At 39.3% G+C, this 16,992-nt stretch carries 18 protein-coding genes and 1 tRNA gene; 13 read left to right on the forward strand and 6 right to left on the reverse strand.

From position 1 onward, the window contains the following. Positions 1-98 precede the first annotated feature (98 nt). The 3 genes from EHS13_RS14015 (at position 99) to EHS13_RS14025 (ending at position 2,862) form a co-directional block, all read left to right on the forward strand. Positions 99-503 carry a DUF2203 domain-containing protein gene (locus tag EHS13_RS14015; protein ID WP_155700936.1) on the forward strand — a complete coding sequence of 135 codons (405 nt, stop codon included), beginning with the start codon at positions 99-101 and terminating at the stop codon, positions 501-503. A gap of 441 nt (positions 504-944) precedes the next feature. Continuing rightward, on the forward strand, positions 945-2,093 hold the full coding sequence (locus tag EHS13_RS14020; protein WP_155700937.1) for a hypothetical protein: 1,149 nt from the start codon (positions 945-947) through the stop codon (positions 2,091-2,093). Between the two features lie 22 nt (positions 2,094-2,115). After that, the gene (locus EHS13_RS14025; RefSeq protein WP_155700938.1) at positions 2,116-2,862 is read left to right on the forward strand and encodes an NPCBM/NEW2 domain-containing protein; all 747 of its coding nucleotides are present in this window, start codon (positions 2,116-2,118) and stop codon (positions 2,860-2,862) included. 195 nt (positions 2,863-3,057) lie between these two features. On the opposite strand, the gene EHS13_RS14030 is transcribed toward EHS13_RS14025, so the two are convergent. Next, entirely contained in the window at positions 3,058-3,936 is an 879-nt protein-coding gene (locus EHS13_RS14030) for a LysR family transcriptional regulator (protein WP_155700939.1), read from the reverse strand. Between the two features lie 24 nt (positions 3,937-3,960). Then, positions 3,961-4,986: an HD-GYP domain-containing protein gene (locus tag EHS13_RS14035; protein ID WP_155700940.1), complete on the reverse strand. Its 1,026-nt coding sequence runs from the start codon at positions 4,984-4,986 to the stop codon at positions 3,961-3,963. 147 nt (positions 4,987-5,133) lie between these two features. On the opposite strand from EHS13_RS14035, the gene EHS13_RS14040 reads away from it, so the two are divergent. From EHS13_RS14040 to EHS13_RS14080, 9 genes are all read left to right on the forward strand, one after another. Next, positions 5,134-5,409 (forward strand): hypothetical protein, encoded by a 276-nt coding sequence (locus tag EHS13_RS14040; protein ID WP_155700941.1) that lies wholly within the window; start codon positions 5,134-5,136, stop codon positions 5,407-5,409. 36 nt (positions 5,410-5,445) lie between these two features. Continuing rightward, positions 5,446-6,141: a glycoside hydrolase family 73 protein gene (locus EHS13_RS14045; protein ID WP_155700942.1), complete on the forward strand. Its 696-nt coding sequence runs from the start codon at positions 5,446-5,448 to the stop codon at positions 6,139-6,141. Positions 6,142-6,198: 57 nt separating this feature from the next. Continuing rightward, positions 6,199-6,278 (forward strand) — tRNA-Leu (locus tag EHS13_RS14050). Between the two features lie 236 nt (positions 6,279-6,514). Then, positions 6,515-6,769 (forward strand): hypothetical protein, encoded by a 255-nt coding sequence (locus tag EHS13_RS14055; RefSeq protein ID WP_227013934.1) that lies wholly within the window; start codon positions 6,515-6,517, stop codon positions 6,767-6,769. A gap of 29 nt (positions 6,770-6,798) precedes the next feature. Beyond that, positions 6,799-7,704 (forward strand): AraC family transcriptional regulator, encoded by a 906-nt coding sequence (locus tag EHS13_RS14060; RefSeq protein ID WP_155700944.1) that lies wholly within the window; start codon positions 6,799-6,801, stop codon positions 7,702-7,704. Positions 7,705-7,915: 211 nt separating this feature from the next. After that, complete coding sequence (locus tag EHS13_RS14065; RefSeq protein WP_155700945.1) at positions 7,916-8,875, forward strand: ABC transporter substrate-binding protein; 960 nt, start codon at positions 7,916-7,918, stop codon at positions 8,873-8,875. Positions 8,876-8,917: 42 nt separating this feature from the next. Beyond that, on the forward strand, positions 8,918-9,958 hold the full coding sequence (locus EHS13_RS14070; RefSeq protein WP_155700946.1) for an NAD(P)/FAD-dependent oxidoreductase: 1,041 nt from the start codon (positions 8,918-8,920) through the stop codon (positions 9,956-9,958). 234 nt (positions 9,959-10,192) lie between these two features. Further along, on the forward strand, positions 10,193-10,669 hold the full coding sequence (locus tag EHS13_RS14075) for a DUF2975 domain-containing protein (RefSeq protein ID WP_155705357.1): 477 nt from the start codon (positions 10,193-10,195) through the stop codon (positions 10,667-10,669). Positions 10,670-10,679: 10 nt separating this feature from the next. After that, on the forward strand, positions 10,680-10,886 hold the full coding sequence (locus EHS13_RS14080) for a helix-turn-helix domain-containing protein (protein WP_155700947.1): 207 nt from the start codon (positions 10,680-10,682) through the stop codon (positions 10,884-10,886). A 99-nt stretch (positions 10,887-10,985) separates the two neighbouring features. Here EHS13_RS14080 and EHS13_RS14085 read toward each other — a convergent pair whose 3' ends face one another. The 4 genes from EHS13_RS14085 to EHS13_RS14100 form a co-directional block, all read right to left on the reverse strand. Beyond that, positions 10,986-11,699, reverse strand: coding sequence for a YwaF family protein (locus tag EHS13_RS14085; protein WP_155700948.1), 714 nt, complete (start codon positions 11,697-11,699; stop codon positions 10,986-10,988). An 81-nt stretch (positions 11,700-11,780) separates the two neighbouring features. After that, entirely contained in the window at positions 11,781-12,476 is a 696-nt protein-coding gene (locus EHS13_RS14090; RefSeq protein ID WP_155700949.1) for a response regulator transcription factor, read from the reverse strand. A gap of 10 nt (positions 12,477-12,486) precedes the next feature. Then, positions 12,487-13,836 carry a sensor histidine kinase gene (locus tag EHS13_RS14095; protein ID WP_155700950.1) on the reverse strand — a complete coding sequence of 450 codons (1,350 nt, stop codon included), beginning with the start codon at positions 13,834-13,836 and terminating at the stop codon, positions 12,487-12,489. 174 nt (positions 13,837-14,010) lie between these two features. Next, a complete protein-coding gene (locus tag EHS13_RS14100) occupies positions 14,011-15,966 on the reverse strand; it encodes a glycoside hydrolase family 127 protein (RefSeq protein WP_155700951.1) in 1,956 nt (651 codons plus the stop codon). Between the two features lie 138 nt (positions 15,967-16,104). On the opposite strand from EHS13_RS14100, the gene EHS13_RS14105 reads away from it, so the two are divergent. Next, positions 16,105-16,983: an AraC family transcriptional regulator gene (locus tag EHS13_RS14105; protein WP_155700952.1), complete on the forward strand. Its 879-nt coding sequence runs from the start codon at positions 16,105-16,107 to the stop codon at positions 16,981-16,983. The last annotated feature ends 9 nt before the right edge of the window (positions 16,984-16,992 follow it).

Here is a 16,992-nt window from a genome sequence, read left to right on the forward strand (position 1 = left end):
AACGGGTAAGATATTGCCCGTTAACAGTAATATTGAAAGCATAATGGATAAAGGTATGAAATACAATACAAACTGAAAGCGTTCAGGAGGTAATGAGGATGACTACCAGATATTTCACTTTAGATGAAGCTAATTTGCTGCTTCCTTTTGTTGATCAGGAATTAATTAAGCTTCAAGCACTAAAAAGGGAGTTTCAAGAGAAGTATTTGGATTTAAAACGGAAGAAGCAAGCATTTAGTGAAAATAAAAACAATTCCTCTGATAAAGATCCGTTTTTTACAATGGAAACGGAACTGGAGTTTATGCAAATTGAAGCGAAGTCACATATGAACTCTGTTGAAAATAAAGGGATTGAGATTAAAGATATCGATATTGGCTTGGTAGATTTTCCAGCTATTATCAATGGGAATGAGGTTTTACTCTGCTGGCGGCAAGGTGAAGCAAGAATTGGTTACTTTCACGGTCGGCAGGAAGGTTTTTCCGGTCGCCAAGCCATCGAATAGTCAAGCTATTATTATTCTAATAAAGAGGTCTGTCCAATATGCCACCTATTGCTCCAAAAATTGATTGTATGAAATGCAAATATTTCTATGTCACCTGGGATAGTAATTCACCTCGAGGCTGTAAGTTTTTCAATTTTAAATCTAAACAGCTGCCTTCAACCGTTGTTCTGCAATCCTCAGGTGAAGCATGCTTGAAGTTTGAACCAAAGTAATAGCACAAAAAGAGACCTACAGTCATCTGGCTGTAGGTCTTAATTTATTTATAAAAAAAGGAGGTACCCTTATTATAGGCTTAATCAATTACCAGTTGATGTTAATCATATTACAAACAGATTACTTTTTTACGAAATTGAGAGGGATTTGATTCCAGCTGTCGAATATTGAAAAATAGGTCGAAATGTTTTGGATGCATTTTAATGGATGGTAGGAGGGTGTAGGTGCATGGATTCTCTATGGATGTCGTTGGCAGAGAAGTCGATCCTGACAAATGCGAATATTCGGAGTATGAAGCTGTACATTGCCGAGAAATTCCCTACTTATTCAGCAACACGAAGAGCCGGTATTCTAGCCAATTCCGTACACCGTCATATGGATGCGTATCTTCCTTTATTAGATGAGGAAACTAAGGAGCGTTTACGGCTTCAGCTTCTGCAGAATGCCTATAGCCAGAATAATTTCCGCATTGCTTCTTTGGATATTTTTAATGCTTGTTTGGAATTGAGTTCAGCCAATATTGAATTACTTCAACCACTTGAGCAATGGGTGCGCCTGCAAAGTGAGAACCAATCGAGCGAAGAAATAGCACCATTTATCGAAAAGATGCAAATGTGTGCTGAATTGTATCAACATAATCAATTGATGTTCCAGACTGAGCATGCTCAAATATCACTATATTTTCCGATTCAGACACACTGGTATGTCAAGCTTTGGGATAACAATCGAAGAAACGTGGGCATTATCTTATTAGTGTTGCTGCTTTCGTTATGTTTCAAGCCTAATTACCCTCCTGCTTCACCTATATTCCAATTACAACCGCAGCAGCTAACATTAAGCTCAGAGGAAATAGTAACATATGCAGCTGCACTTAGAACACAAGCGGAGTTTATTATAAAGCCATTAATAATCAAGGCTCCAATAACATTAGACAACGCGCTAACCTCTCGTTATACCTATACATCCGTTAAAATGGAGCCTATTCGCCAATGGTTAAAAAAGCGCGATTCTATGCTGGCGCAAGAACCGTATTTATCAACGATTATCGCAACAGCCAAACAATATAATATCCATCCATTTTTGCTGCTCGCGATTGCAGGCCAAGAACAATCCTTAGTCCCAAATTCAAATAAAAAGGCAGCTCAAATAGCGAACAATCCGTTTAATGTGCATCATAGCTGGCAAGAGTATAATACAGATATTGCAGATTCTACACAAATTGCCGCGAAAACGATATTAACTTTAATAAAAGGGCGTCCCTACGATATCCATCCTTTAGAGTGGATCAATCGCAAATATGCAGAGGATCCCAAATGGCATCTCGGAGTTGAAGCTTTTTTTAAGCAAATGCTTGTCATATTAGAAACACCATCCTAGAAATGCAAGGAGAGATCGAGTAATGTTAAAGGCACTTAAAGGCTTCAAGGGGTTCATTATTGGCTTTATGTGCTGCGCTATTCTGACGACATCCGTAGCTTATGCTCAGGATAGCACACAGATTGAAGTCTATTTCAATAATCTGAAATATATGATAGATGGGGTACAGAAGAAACCTATTGTAAATCAGGGATTTATTCATAGTGGAACGACCTATGTCCCTTTACGATTTATTAGTGAAGCATTAGGAAAAGAAGTCACCTGGGATGGAGAAACGGATACAATTTGGGTGGGGAAGAAGCTAGGGAAAACGGTGTTATTAAGCGATATGAATTATGCTAGAGTAGACGGTGCAGCGCTGAATGATTATTTAACCTTTGATAAATGGAATGCTAAGGATGATAAAAGCCATGCTTATGGCAGTGAGTTTGTAATAGCGGGAACCTCATATAGTCACGGTCTAGGGATATATCTGGGGGAACTGTCGGAGGGCTGGGGCTCTATAGATTACAACCTCAAGGGAAATTATAAACAAATTTACGGATATCTCGGTATAGACGACTACGATAAGAATAGCCTTGCTGTAGGCAAAGTTCACATCTATGGAGACGGCAAAGAAATCTATACCTCACCTGGTTTAAAAGGTGGAGATGAGCCGTTACGAGTGGAAGTTAACCTTACAGGGGTACTTAAGCTCAGAATAAAATTTGAAAGCAATAAAAAGGACGATTTGGATCTTGTATTTACCGAGGCACATCTTGTACAGTAGTATTGAACCCTAATTTCAGATAAAGGCCACGACCTCCCTTGGTACATCTGCATTCGTACTCCTTGTGAGGGTAAACACAAGCGAGGGGATGTTACCTTTCCAACAGTGATCGGAGCTGAATATAAGGTTGTGGATCCCGAGCGCCTGCCGTTGAGCGTAAAAATCAACGGTTTTTTTGCGTTCAAAATAAATCATTTATTCGGCAGATGACAATAAAGTTATCAGCGCCTCAAGTTCAGGGGGAAGATGCTTATTAGTGCTAATGATAATTTGCGTATAGAAAGGCGGCAGTAGGCCATCTTTAAGTGGAATGGCTATGAGCTGATTTTGTTTAATTTCTTCAAGAACAGTGATTCGCGGAATCATGGCTGCGCCTAATCCATAGATCACACATTGTTTAATCGCTCCGATACTGCCTAACTCCGAAACGACCTGATAGTTGATACGGCCATTATCCAAAGCTCTCTCTAAAGCTGTTCCATAGGTACAACCTTTTTCGGTCATGATTAGTGAGCTGTCTTGCATTTCTTGAAAAGTAATCTCTTTCAGCTGCTCGAAAGGATGTCCAGGCGGGCAAATAACAACCAATTCTTCCTTACGAATCGTAACCGTACGCAGCTCTGGATTGGAAAAAGGGGAGTCTATGATAATGCCAAAATCAATGTAGCCTTGCTTTACTTTTTCGATAATATCTTCTTGGAAGGAAGGTAGTATGGTCATATTGTTATTCTGATAATTTTTTCGGTAGATTTGCAGGTAAGGGGGGAGATAATAGGCTGCTAATGTTTCTATGGTGCCAATTTTGATATCCATCGGAGCTAATGCTGTAAAGCTTTCACCTGCTTCTCTATACGCATCTACAATTCGATCTGCATATTGAAGCAGTTTGGTGCCTTCAGCCGTCAATTTCAATGATTTTCCAGCTCGTGCAAATAAATGAATGTTAAACTCTTTTTCTAGCTTCTGAATTTGCACCGTAATGGTCGGTTGGGCAAATCCAAGCCTTTCGGCGGCTCTAGTGAAATTCAGACTGCGTGCAACTTCGCGGAAGGTTATAAAATACTGGATATCCATAGGTACTCCTTTTAAAAGAAAAGCTTAGCATACAATTTCCTTAATATGAAGATGTCGTTCCTTGCTCAGATCAATAAATAAATCATTAATTTTAACCATGGGCTTCAATTCATCATGTGGATTAATATAGACAATTTCTCCAATTCGGCCATCCATTAAAACCACTTGAGTTCCAACTAATTTACGAGTGATATTTCTTAGGAAAACGGATACGATTTGCGGTTCAAGCTCGCCAAAAATCCCTTCTTTCATTTGTTTAACAATGGAGTGGAAGGGGATTGGATCATGATAAGGCCGTTTAGAAGACATGGCATGGAATATATCTGCGACGGTGACAATCTTACTGAATAAATCAATCTTATTGCCTTTTAATCCTAGTGGGTAACCGCTTCCATTTTCTTTTTCGTGGTGTTGGAGTGCAACAGATGCTATTTGATGGGTGAGTTCAGGTGTTTCACGCAGCATCTGATAGCCAAGAACGGTGTGCTGTTGGATAATTTTATATTCTTCTACTGTTAATTTTTCTACTTTATTGAGCAAATCTACTGGGATTTTAACCTTCCCTACATCATGCAGAATTGCCGCGAGTGAAAGGGTAGCTAAGTCATCTCCACTGATTTTTAACCATTTACCTAAAAGTGTAGCCAAAACAGCAACACCAATATTGTGTTGATGAGTATAATCATCTTTAGCTCTGACGGCTTCGAATAAGTTGAAGATATTGGCATCATTTGAAATTTTCTGAACGGTTGGCAGAATAGTTTTCTCGATTTCAGCAACAGGAATTTCTTTATTAAATTCTATAGAACGAAACAAGCGAATAGATTGATCGACAACGTGCCTAGTCATTAAATTAATAGGACTCATAGGATTGGATGAAGAGGTTGCGAAAACAATGCCATTATCTAGAATAATATCGGTTGTGTTAATGCGGTGACGTTTAGCCAAGTCCAAATGCTCTTGCAATATAGGGGTATTAGCTTTGATGATAACCAATCCAACGTTATTCATCACATCATATTTAACAATTTTTCCAATTAGTTCTTGCATCGCCATTAATCCCCCAGTGAAACTAGCTATTAGCTAATATTTTACCATGAAGCGGGCTTTTTATCATTTTTATTTTTGCAATAGGGTGATTTGTAATAGGAATTTAATAGAGTTGTTTCATAGAATACTATGTGGAGGTGAGCTGAAATGGAGCAACGATTCCGAGAGATCGATAGTAGGCTTGATAGAGTAGAGGATCGACAAGAAAAGCTAGAAAAGGAATTGAAAGGCCATGAGTTGGAATTTGCAGAAATGAAGGTATATGTCAAAGAAATATACAAAAGAATGGATACCATTTCGCTTACACTTGAGGCTATGAAATCTTACTCAGGGAATAAATGGGACACTTTTATTGAAAAGATATTATGGGTAGCCTTAGGTATTATTGGCACATATATTGCAACTAAGCTAAATATTAAATAAGTGATTAAGCCAAATTAGGGATGGAGGGATTCTCAAGTGAAGACAATCGATTTTATTTCGTTAATGGTACCTTTAGCCATAGCTGATCAGAAGCGAACGACTGTGCTTGCCAGCATCACCATCGCTCAAAGCATTCTAGAGAGTGCATCCGGTGCCAGTGCACCGGGTAATAATTTATTCGGAATTAAAGGCAAAGGTCAAGAATTAGATACAAAGGAATTCATCAATGGAGAAGGGGTGACGATCAAGGATGGTTTTCGCGTTTATAATTCGTGGAGTGAAAGTGTAAGTGATCATAGCAGGTTTCTTGTTGAGAATACACGTTATGCCAAGGCTGGTTTTTTTGAGCGCTGCAAAGCTTTGGATTACAAAGGAGCAGCACATGCACTGCAAAATGCTGGATATGCAACAGACCCACGATATGCGGATAAGCTAATTGTAATAATTGAACAATATAAGCTTCATCCCTATGATTTGGAGGCGAAGGAAGATATGGAAGATATGATCAAACGTATTGTAACGCTGGAGAATAAAGTTGCTCAGCTGCTCAAAACAGTTAGTGTCTTGGAGCCGACACCTCCACCTCAGTGGTTTGTCGATGAATTTGATGTAGCTGCGTTAGAAGACTTTATTCATGATCCCGATGGAGACGTAGATTTCTGGCGAAATACGGCTGTAACACTGAGATTATTGAAAGGGAAATTGGGAATCGAAACCAACCTGGAAAAATAATTTTAAATAGGGCTTGATATCTGTTTGATTTTATCGTATTATAAATCTTGTTGTTGCGCGCGTATGGCGGAATTGGCAGACGCACTAGACTTAGGATCTAGCGGGCAACCGTGGGGGTTCAAGTCCCTCTACGCGCATCAGAAAGCCAGAAAACTCCTTGAAATCTTAATTGATTTCGGGAGTTTTTTTTGTTTGATATTAATGCAATGCTTCCACTTATTTTATATATCCGTTACAATGAATGATAATGATTATCATTTGATCTTTGCATTATTAAACTTATCGAATTATAAGAATGAACCTATAATCACAAGGGAGGTCAACCTGCTTGATAGACCTGGAAAAAAAGGATGAAAACCTTCAATATGCTTCAATGGAAAACATGAATTTCAAGCTAAGGGAAATAGAACATATTAAAAGCTCGTCCAACGAGTGGACATTACCGCTTCATTTTCTTGAGTCGCATCTCATGCTTGCTGTGACAAGCGGCCAAGGCTGGCTCACCATGGATGGCCGATTTATTGAGCTTCGGCAAGGCAACGCTTATTTTTGTTCTCCTGGTCAACTGATTGAGATCCTCGTTCATTCTTTTGATGAACAGGGCTGTATTACATCCGTTTCGATGTGATTGAGGAAGACGGAAATTCTGCGGATAATATGATAATTGTCAAGCAAAATAGCCAGTTTCCTGCTGCAGACAGGATATCTATCTTATCCCCAGTTACCATTACAGTCTTGTGTGAGAATATTTGTCAGCATTTGTGGAGCGAGAATCGGCTGCAGCGTTTTCGTGGTCAAATTTACTTTCAAGAGCTGCTATACGTTTTGTTGCAGGATGCTCTTCATTTACAAGTCAGTGATTCAGATGAATCTTTGGAGTATGTTAAATATTACATCGAGAAGAATTATCAGCAAGAATTAACGATTGAACAATTAGCAAAAGTGGCTAGAATCAGCTCGCGGCATTTCATGCGTTTGTTTAAAAAAAGATACGGCTGCAGCGCAATTGAATATTTAACCATTCACCGCATTAAGCAGGCTCAGCAGCTTATTAGAGCGGGCAGCCAGTATCAGCTTAAGGATATTGCACGGTATGTTGGTTACAACGATGATTTTTACTTCAGGCATAAATTTAAACAAATTTCGGGTATTCCCCCGGCAGCCTTTAAGCGGAATAGCAAGCAAAAAATCGCAGCTTATCACTCTTTGAGTATCGGGGTATTGCTTGCTCTGCAAATTATCCCTTTTGCCGCACCTGCCAATCATCCTTGGACCCATTATTATAATCGAAAATTTGAAACGGACAATGTGCTTCCGTTGAGCCTAGCTGAATCTCTAAAGTGGGAAGAGCTCCAGCTTGCCTCTCCCGATTTCATTATTGGTTTTGACAATCTTGCTTCTATAGGGGAGCGGGAGAGGCTTAGTGATATTGCACCTGTCTTTCTTGTCCCTTGGGTGGATACGGATTGGCGCATGCAATTGAACTTGCTTTCACAGTTTCTGGGAAGAAAGGAAGTAGGGGAGGTATGGCTTGAAAGATATGAGCGAAAAGCAGGCTTTTAGCCCTTGGATGGAGTACACGGCTTTCACACATGATATCATTTTGGATGAGGCGATGAAGCTATGGCGGAATCGTACATAGAATAAAGGCGCTATCGTCAATGTTTTGCAAAGACGAATTCATTTATACTACTGAAGACAATAATGATAATGATTATCAATACTAATTGGGTCTTGTCATTAATGATCTGTTTTTCAGGGGGAGTACTAGAGAATGAAACACAATTGGATTAAAGGAATAATTATTGCCCTTTTATGTATGGCGATCACTGCTTGCGGAACTGCGTCAAAAGGCTCTAAAGATACGGATTCGGACAAGACTGTAAAACAAAGAGTTGTCAAAACTGTAATGGGAGACATTAGCATTCCAACCGACCCTAAGCGGGTGATCGGCCTTTCTGTTGTATATCCAGAGTTTATATATGCGCTTGGTATAGTGCCAATCGCGGAACAAAATTATCATACGGACTTCCCTTCGTATCTTGCAGAGCCTTTTAAGAATACAATAAAGATGGGAATTGCCAAAACACCTAATTTTGAAGCTATTTTGGCTGCGACTCCAGATTTAATTATTGCTCCTGAATGGTGGTCGAAAAAGGATTACGATCAGCTCTCAGCAATTGCTCCTACGGTCCTCTTACCACAGCATGATGATTGGCGCGATGAATTGCGCGATATAGGGGAAGTTTTTGGCAAGAAAGACCAAGCCGAGAAGGTCATTACGGATTTGCAGACCAAAGTAACAGAATCCAAGAAAACGTTGGATGATCTTGTTGGAGACGAGACGGTTATGTATATGAGAGTCATGGCGAAGGAAGTTATCATTCACGGTATTAAGAGTGATCGTGGAAACCTAATTCATGTTCAGTTAGGGCTTCAACCAGTTCCCAAAATTGCTGAGACAGAGAATACATTATCTATTTCGTTAGAGGTCATACCTGAGTATAACCCGGATCATCTGATCGTACAGCTTGATGATGAATCTGATGAGGTAAAGAATAGATTTGAAGAAATGATGAATAGTTCCTTATGGAAAAACCTAACGGCAGTAAAAGAGAAGCACATTTACATGATGGGCGGAAAAGAATGGTTTAATCTTGGCATGTCCCCGCTTGCTAACAGCTTTGCGATTGATGCGGTTCTTGAGGCTTTTAAAAATAATAAAAAAGGATGAAATAGGCGCTAAGAGGAACTTTAGGAAGGGTGAATTCTCGAAATGCAGGAAAATGAATTATTCGATGTCACGATAATCGGTGGCGGCCCAGCGGGCATGTATGCAGCCTTTTACGGTGGGATGCGGAATATGAAGATCAAGCTGATCGAGGGTACAGGAGAATTAGGAGGATTTTTGCATACTTACTCGGAGAAGACCATTTGGGATGTAGGAGGAATACCGCCAATTCGCTGCGATAAGCTGATTGGATGGCTTGCGCAGCAGGCGCGCACCTTTGAGCCGACTTTAGTGTTTAATCAAAATGTAATTGAGCTGCAAAATCAAACTGACGGTTCTTTCGTACTCAAAACCAATACAGGTGAATCGCATTATACCCGAACGATTATTTTAGCGACAGGTCGGGGGATAGTAGAACTGCAAAAATTGGAAATAGAAGGTGCGAACCGTTACGAATTGACTAATCTTTATTATACTGTACAGGATTTAAACAGCTTTCGTGGTAAACATATTTTAATTTCAGGCGGGGGGGATTCTGCAGTCGATTGGGCAATTGAACTGGCAGAGGTAGCCAGGAAGATAACAGTCGTCCACCGGAAGAGGGACTTCCGTGCCATGGAACGAAATGTCGAAACTTTGAAAGAAATTGCAGATATCCGTACACCTTATGAAATTGTTAGATTGCATGGAGACAATGATACCATTCACAGTGCCACAATTGCTCATGTTGAGCGTCAGGATAGCGTTGTGTTGGATATTGATGCTGTGATTGTAAGTCATGGGTTCCGCAGCAATTATGGAACACTCCATGATTTGGGCTTCGTTATCGACGATGGGGTACTAGCTGTAAACGATCAGACAGAGACAGATGTGCCTGGTATTTATGCTGCAGGAGATTGTACGACTTATAAGAGCAAGGTAAGATTGATAGCTGGGGCGTTTAATGATGCGATCCTGGCGATCAATAGTGCCAAACGCTATCTGGATCCGGAAGCACCAGGGATGGCTTATGTTTCTTCGCATAATGATATTTTTACGGAAATGAATAAGCATGTGTCTACCAGTTTGAAAGACCTTAAAGTTTGATACAATAACCATGCTGATTATTTATGAAGACGTCTCTAGCGCTAATGCTCAAAACATTAGTTCAGCTAAAGGGACGTCTTTTTCATGGATAGGGGCATAATTGAATCCATTGATGAGTGTGTGTAAAAACAATTAAAATACATTACATAACAGTTAAAATATATTGCAGAACAATAAATAATATGGTAAATTCAAAATGTAAATAACTAAGTGAGGTGTAGTGTAGTGCAATTAATGGAACGAGGATCAACGCTATTATTAAAGGTAACTGTATGCTTTATTGGAATTCCGATTATTGCTTTGTGTATATTTTGGTTGCCATGGATAGCAAAAGAAGTAGAAGAAGAATATTCAACTTTTTGGCTATATCCTGCCTTAATCGGTTTGTATGTATCAGTGGTACCGTTTTTCGTTGCATTGTATCAGTCTTTTAGACTTTTAAGCAATATCGACAAGAACAAAGCTTTCTCGGATTTATCTGTAAGAGCTTTAAAGAATATTAAATACTGTGCATTCACAATCAGTATTTTGCAATTGGCAGTCTTGCCACTCTTATATATTATTGCGGATGCAGACGACGCTCCAGGCTTAATAATAATCGGTATGGTCATTCCTTGTGCTTCATTTGTAATTGCCGTCTTTGCTGCTGTTCTTCAAAAGCTTTTAAAAAATGCCATAGAGATAAAATTAGAAAATGACTTAACAGTCTGAGGTGACTAACATGTCCATTATAATCAATATTGATGTAATGCTGGCTAAAAGGAAAATGAGTGTAACAGAACTTACAGAAAGAGTTGGCATAACGATGGCTAATATTTCCATATTGAAAAATGGAAAGGCAAAAGCGATTCGATTTGCCACTTTAGAGGCGATTTGCAAGGCTTTAGAATGTCAGCCTGGAGATATTTTAGAATACAAAATGGACTAAGGCAACTCGCGAATTGTATTACGACTAATAGTCATACCGTAGATTGTATCCCATCGGCTCAGAAAGTGATTTTCACTCGATGAGCCGCGTAGATAGTTCTTAAACCTTCTGAGACTTAAACAAGAAGAAAGAATACATGAATACGAAAATAAACAAAGCGAGGAATTCCTCGGAAATCAGATAATAAGGATATTCACCTAATATGTCCAGTATAGAAGCTGAATATGGTTTATGCATGAGAAACATATAGTTAGAGTTTAAGATTAAATTAATAATGCCTACAAAAAGGACACAAATATTCAATAAAACCATTGTGACTCCTATCGATTTCCAAGTCGGTCTATAATGCTCTATCCAAGTTAAGTAGAATGGGGCCAGAATAATGGAAATATGTGTAATGAAAAAGTAGAAAAAAATGAAATGAGGAAAGGCATACTGCAAATTAGGTGTTATCATGGCTTGCATAGCACCGCCAATCCCAGCAAAAAAAACAAAGGGATACAAGATTCGAATGGGCTTTACTAGCATAATGATGGAAATGAGCTGAGTAAAACTACATAACTCGAGGGGCAGGGATGTTGTAACATCCCACAAGCTCTGATCCGTATTCCAGATATATAAACATAATTCTGGTATTACAAGTGCGCCTATAATCAAATATTTAATCCATTTCTTTAATAAATCATTCGAGCGAATGGCAGCTTTAAAGAAGTACAGTGAGAAAACAAGTAAGACTAACAGGATTAAAGCTAAAAAATGAGAGGTTGAGAACATTACAAAATCTGTTGAATTATGCGTATTAAACATGTTCATTGGCTCCCTTCATACAATGGATGGCTGCTAGCACCATCGCTATACTTCTATTGTATGAGTTTACCAATATTGCAAAAAGTACTAACTTTCTATAGTACCTTTCTTTGTATTCTCCGGACTAAATCCACCAGCTTCTTTTACCTTCTGAGCGGCAAGCTTGCTGTTGGTCATATTAAGTTTTTTGAGAATATGACCGACGTGAATTTTAACAGTGCGAAGGGATATCACAAAGCGATTCGCGATTTCTGTCTGGGTTAAGCCCATCTCGATGAGCTGCAGCACTTGCAGTTCAGATGGGGTAATTAGATCGCGGACTTCTTTATGCTGCCATGCGGTCTCCAGTTGTTTTAACCGTTGAAATTCTAAGCGCATTTGTTCAGCAACTGCTGCATTAATGGGTATTTTCTTATGAAATGCGGTACGAATAATATCAGGCAAGCTCACAAAATCTGCTTTAATCTGATAATCAAGTACTCCAGCTTGAAAGGAACGGAAAATGAAATCCTTTTCCTCCATCGAGGTCAACATAATCACTTTCAGGTTAACTAGCTGAAGGACTTCTTCAGCCAATAATATACCTTCCGGAAGACCATCCAGCATTATATCAAACAAGGCAATATCAGCTTGGAAATCTTTTTGTTGCATAATACTCCTAGCTTCTGCAGATGAGGCTGCGGCGGCTACTAATGTAAAGTCAGCTTGCTGCTGCAAGAAATCACTTAAGCCTCGCAACCAATCCAGATCATCTTCAACTAAAAAAATGCGAATAGATTGCATGACCAACCTCCTATGCTTTTTTAGGGAAAACCAAATAAATGCTTGTACCTTTGTCTAATTCACTGCTTATTTGCAGGGATCCTCCATGATTTTTCATTACATTATAGCTATAGGTCAAACCTAAACCAAAGTTATAGCCACTGCTGCCCTTGGTTGTATAAAAGGGTTCCAGCACTTTGCGTAAATCATTTTTGCTAATCCCTTTTCCCGTATCCTTGATTTCAAGAATGAAACCTTTCTTAATATAAGTCAGCAATAGTGTCAAAAATCCGCCGTGTGGCATCGCTTCAGTGGCATTGATCAATAAATTGGCTAACATTTCCTTGATTTGCGATTCATCCGCACGGATTACAGCATCAGTAGGCACTGAGACTTGGACAGTATAAGCTTCCAAGTAAGGTGAAATCGTATCTTGAACCTCTTGAATCAGTGGCGCAAGTGCAACCTCGCTAAACACGGGTGACTCATCTTTTGTATGCTTATGTACATTATTAATTAAATCGTAAATATGTTCAGTCGAAGATAACATCACCTGAAGATCAGCTAATAGCTCGGTGTGTCCAGCTTCGAGGGATTGTCTTCGTATTTTAGCACCGAATAAGCGCATTTTCCCGACATCATTTTTTATGCTGTGATTCATGAGTGCCGTTCCCGAGGTAATTGCCTTTAATGTAGAATCTAATTTACGTGCTTCAACAAACAATTGAATACCCATGAAGCCATTCTTTATTATCGAATAGACGAAGTATGGAACCACGAACAATAATACCCAGATATTATATCGCCACATTTGTAAAAAACCAATAGCTGGGAAGACATAACTAAAAATCGCAACAGCAAGCACAGGAGGAAAAAGTACCATACACGTAATAAGATGACGCTGCTTCTGAATAGGGAGCACTTCTTGGCGAAGGGCAATGATGATCGATCCCGCCACTAAATAGGGAATCACCCACCAGACAACGATCGAATAGGTGATGGGATATAACAGTGTATAGGCAGGGGTAAATAACAAGCATGCAGCGATTGGTATCAGGAGAAAATAAGCTAATTGCTTACGAATCCGATAACTGACGAGTGTCGAATGATAATAAAGCGCTAGCATCATATAGCTATAAGGTAGTCCGTAATAGCAGGTTAATGAACAGATAATTTTTAATTGAGTGAGCAATGGTAACATGAAATGACCCGTATCCAGTCCTGTGATATACGGAATTAGATCGTTATCGAGCACAGCTCCCAAAGCACCACAACCACCAGTGAAGACAAACACACTTAACCAACGCATAACGATAGACTTTGTATCCAATATTAAAAAAACAGCCGCAATCAACCACAAAACGATGAAAACTATTAACATAAAGGCCAGTGCTCCTGAACAATTTTAATATTATTGTTACACGGTGGCATTATATTAACAAGGATAATTTTCCATCTGTTTTTTCTGCATGGAATGATAACATTTAAATATAAAAATAACCTTTATGATCAGTAAATGACCATAGAGGTTATTTTGCTTCAATTCGATGTGACTTTATACAGTCCGAATCCACACAGACATTTCTCCAGGTTCAGCTCTATTGCCCCAAAGATAGTAGGGGATAGCTTTGATTCGTAGTGGTGCGACATTCTTCTTCAAAGGCCGATAAAGCTCCTCGCTCCAATCCTCGGCAGCTTCAACGGAAGCATCAGCTTCAATAACAACAATACCGCCAAGTAAATTAGCGTCAAATGCTGCCGTTAATTTGGAGTTCGTTGCAAGTGAAATCGATGCAAGCTGCTGACCATTATCGATTTCCTCCAGACAGTATACAAGCGGTCCTCTTTGAATCGCTGCTTTACCAGCGTTCGAACGCACGCTTGGGTTAGCTTGAATAAGCTGAACCGTCATTGGCAGGTCCAGTAAAACGGTATCTCCATCATTCCAAATGCGATTAATAAGTACATAGCCATTTACTATCTTTAGGTTTTCTATAAGCTCGCCATTCACATGAAGCTTTATACGGTCAGACCAGCCTGGAATCCGAAAAGCTAGGGTGAAATTCTGGCTGTTTTGAGGTGAAACTATGAACTTTATGCTGCCATCCCATGGATAATTTGACTCCTGCTGAAGCTGAATCTGATTATTCTTAAGCTCAATTGTTGCTTCTCCACCGATATATAGATGGGTGTAGATAGTATCTTCATTAGAAGAATAGATATATTCAGCCAAGGATGCAATTAGCCGAGCAACATTTGGCGGACAGCAAGAGCATCCAAACCATTTCTGGCGTACAGCTTTTACATGGTGGCGCGAAGGATTGCTTTCACTCGCTTGAGGCCAAACCTCCAATGGATTGACGTAAAAATAATGTTTGCCGTCCAGTGACATGCTTCCGATGACATTATTGTAGAGTGCTCGTTCCATTACATCAGCATATTCGCTTTTTACTTCGAGCTGCAGCATACGTTGTGCGAAGAATATTAGGCCGATTGACGCACAGGTTTCTGCATAAATAGTATCGTTAGGCAGATCATAATCAAAGGTAAAGGCTTCTCCATGATGAGTAGTTCCAATACCGCCAGTAATATACATCTGTTTATGCACCATGCTCTTCCATAACCTTAAGCAGGATTCTTTTAACTCTTGATCCTCTGTTAGGATTGCTAAATCTGCCATTGCCGAATACATATAAACAGCTCTTACAGCGTGTCCTACTGCATCCTTTTGTTCTCTAACTGGAAGGTGACTTTGCGTGTAAATCAAATTGGGCGTTGAAACGACTATACCGGGCTGCCAATGTGTAATTCTTCCTCTTTTCTCAAACTCCTGAAGTAGATAGGATGGAGCAACTCCTCTTTCATCAATAAAGTATTTGCTAAGATTAAGATATTTCGCCGCTCCAGTTACATGATAAAGCTTAATTAACGCAAGCTCTATTTCCTGATGACCATCGTAAGCTTTTATTTTTCCAGCTTCCAATCCAAAAACGGAATCTATTAAATCTGCATAACGACACATAACATCCAAAAGCTTTCTTTTACCAGTTGCTTGATAGTAGGCTACAGCAGCTTCGATCATATGTCCCGCACAATATAATTCATGGCAGTCGAACAAATTAGTCCAGCGTTTGCCTGGTTCCTTCAAGGTGAAATAAGTATTTAAATAACCATCTGGCTGCTGTGCCAGAGCAATAATGTCAATTACTTCATCGGCCAGCTGCTCTAAATGCGGATCGGGAGTTAAAGCTAAAGAATATCCAACGGCTTCCAGCCATTTTGCAATATCGCTGTCTTGAAAAACCATGCCTCCGAATTCACCTTGCGCTAAACCAGCAGCAATTCTAAAATTCTGAATCGCATAACTAGGCTCGGCATCGGAAATCCGATCATTCAGCGCTTCCCATTGATAGGGGATAACGACTTCTCTAACTAATTTTGTATAATGAGACCAAAAATGATTGTTGATGCTTACCTGCTTGAGGGGGACAGCTTTCGATTGTGTAAACATGGATGGGATCAACTGCCTTTCTTCTGTTCTACTAAATTTTGCTTTCTAAATATTATTTTATAGCTTATCATGAAGGAAAAATAGCATGGATTTGAACTTGAATTGATACTATTTAACACTCTACGGAGGTAACTGATAATGGATTTAAACAGCTTATTAACCATAATATCGCCACCGATGCCTTATTATATGGATATAGGAAAGGTTACCTATCAACCTGGTGATAAGCATCCAGATCGCAAGAATTTAGGTGTGTTTGATTTTATTTTTGTTATAAAAGGCTGCCTTTTTATTGGCGAGGAAGATCAACGCTTTGAAGTATCTGCAGGTCAATCTTTAATTTTACTTCCGGATAAATATCATTATTCTGTTAAACCGATTGAAGAAGAAACCGTATTCTATTGGATTCATTTTCAAGTAACAGGGGAGTGGCAAGAAATTCTGACTAACGCTGCTTCTCTTTTAAACAAATCTCCAGCGCAGCCAAATGATCGTAGTTTAACTGGAGAAACTTACGCTATTTCAATACGAAAATACGAAACAATGACGATTCCTGAACAAATTTATACCTTATTAGAGCAGTTAATGGAGCTTTCCTACCTGAGCCGATCTGCTTCGTTTTGGCAGCAGCAGATCTTGTTTGTGCAATTACTGAAAACAATGGATAAAGGGCAGAAAGCGGATTACAGTTCACCTGCAGTAATTGTAGCTGATAAAATTGAAGCTTATATTAAGGGGAATTATCGGAATGAGATTACGAATGATAGCTTGGCTGAAGTCCTGCATTTCCATCCAAACTATTTGGCGAGATGCATGAAAAGTATTAATGGCTGCACGCCTATTGAATATTTAATTAATTATCGACTGGAGCAGGCTAAGCTGCTTCTGATTAAAACAGATAGATCTATTGCACATATAGCCGAGGCGGTTGGATTTCAATACACGCCTTATTTCTCCAAACGATTTAAAGAGAAAAACGGAATCTCACCTCTGCAATACCGTAAACAATTTGCTTAGTGCGGTATG

This window comes from Paenibacillus psychroresistens (assembly GCF_009728935.1).
Taxonomy (GTDB): domain Bacteria; phylum Bacillota; class Bacilli; order Paenibacillales; family NBRC-103111; genus Paenibacillus_AC; species Paenibacillus_AC psychroresistens.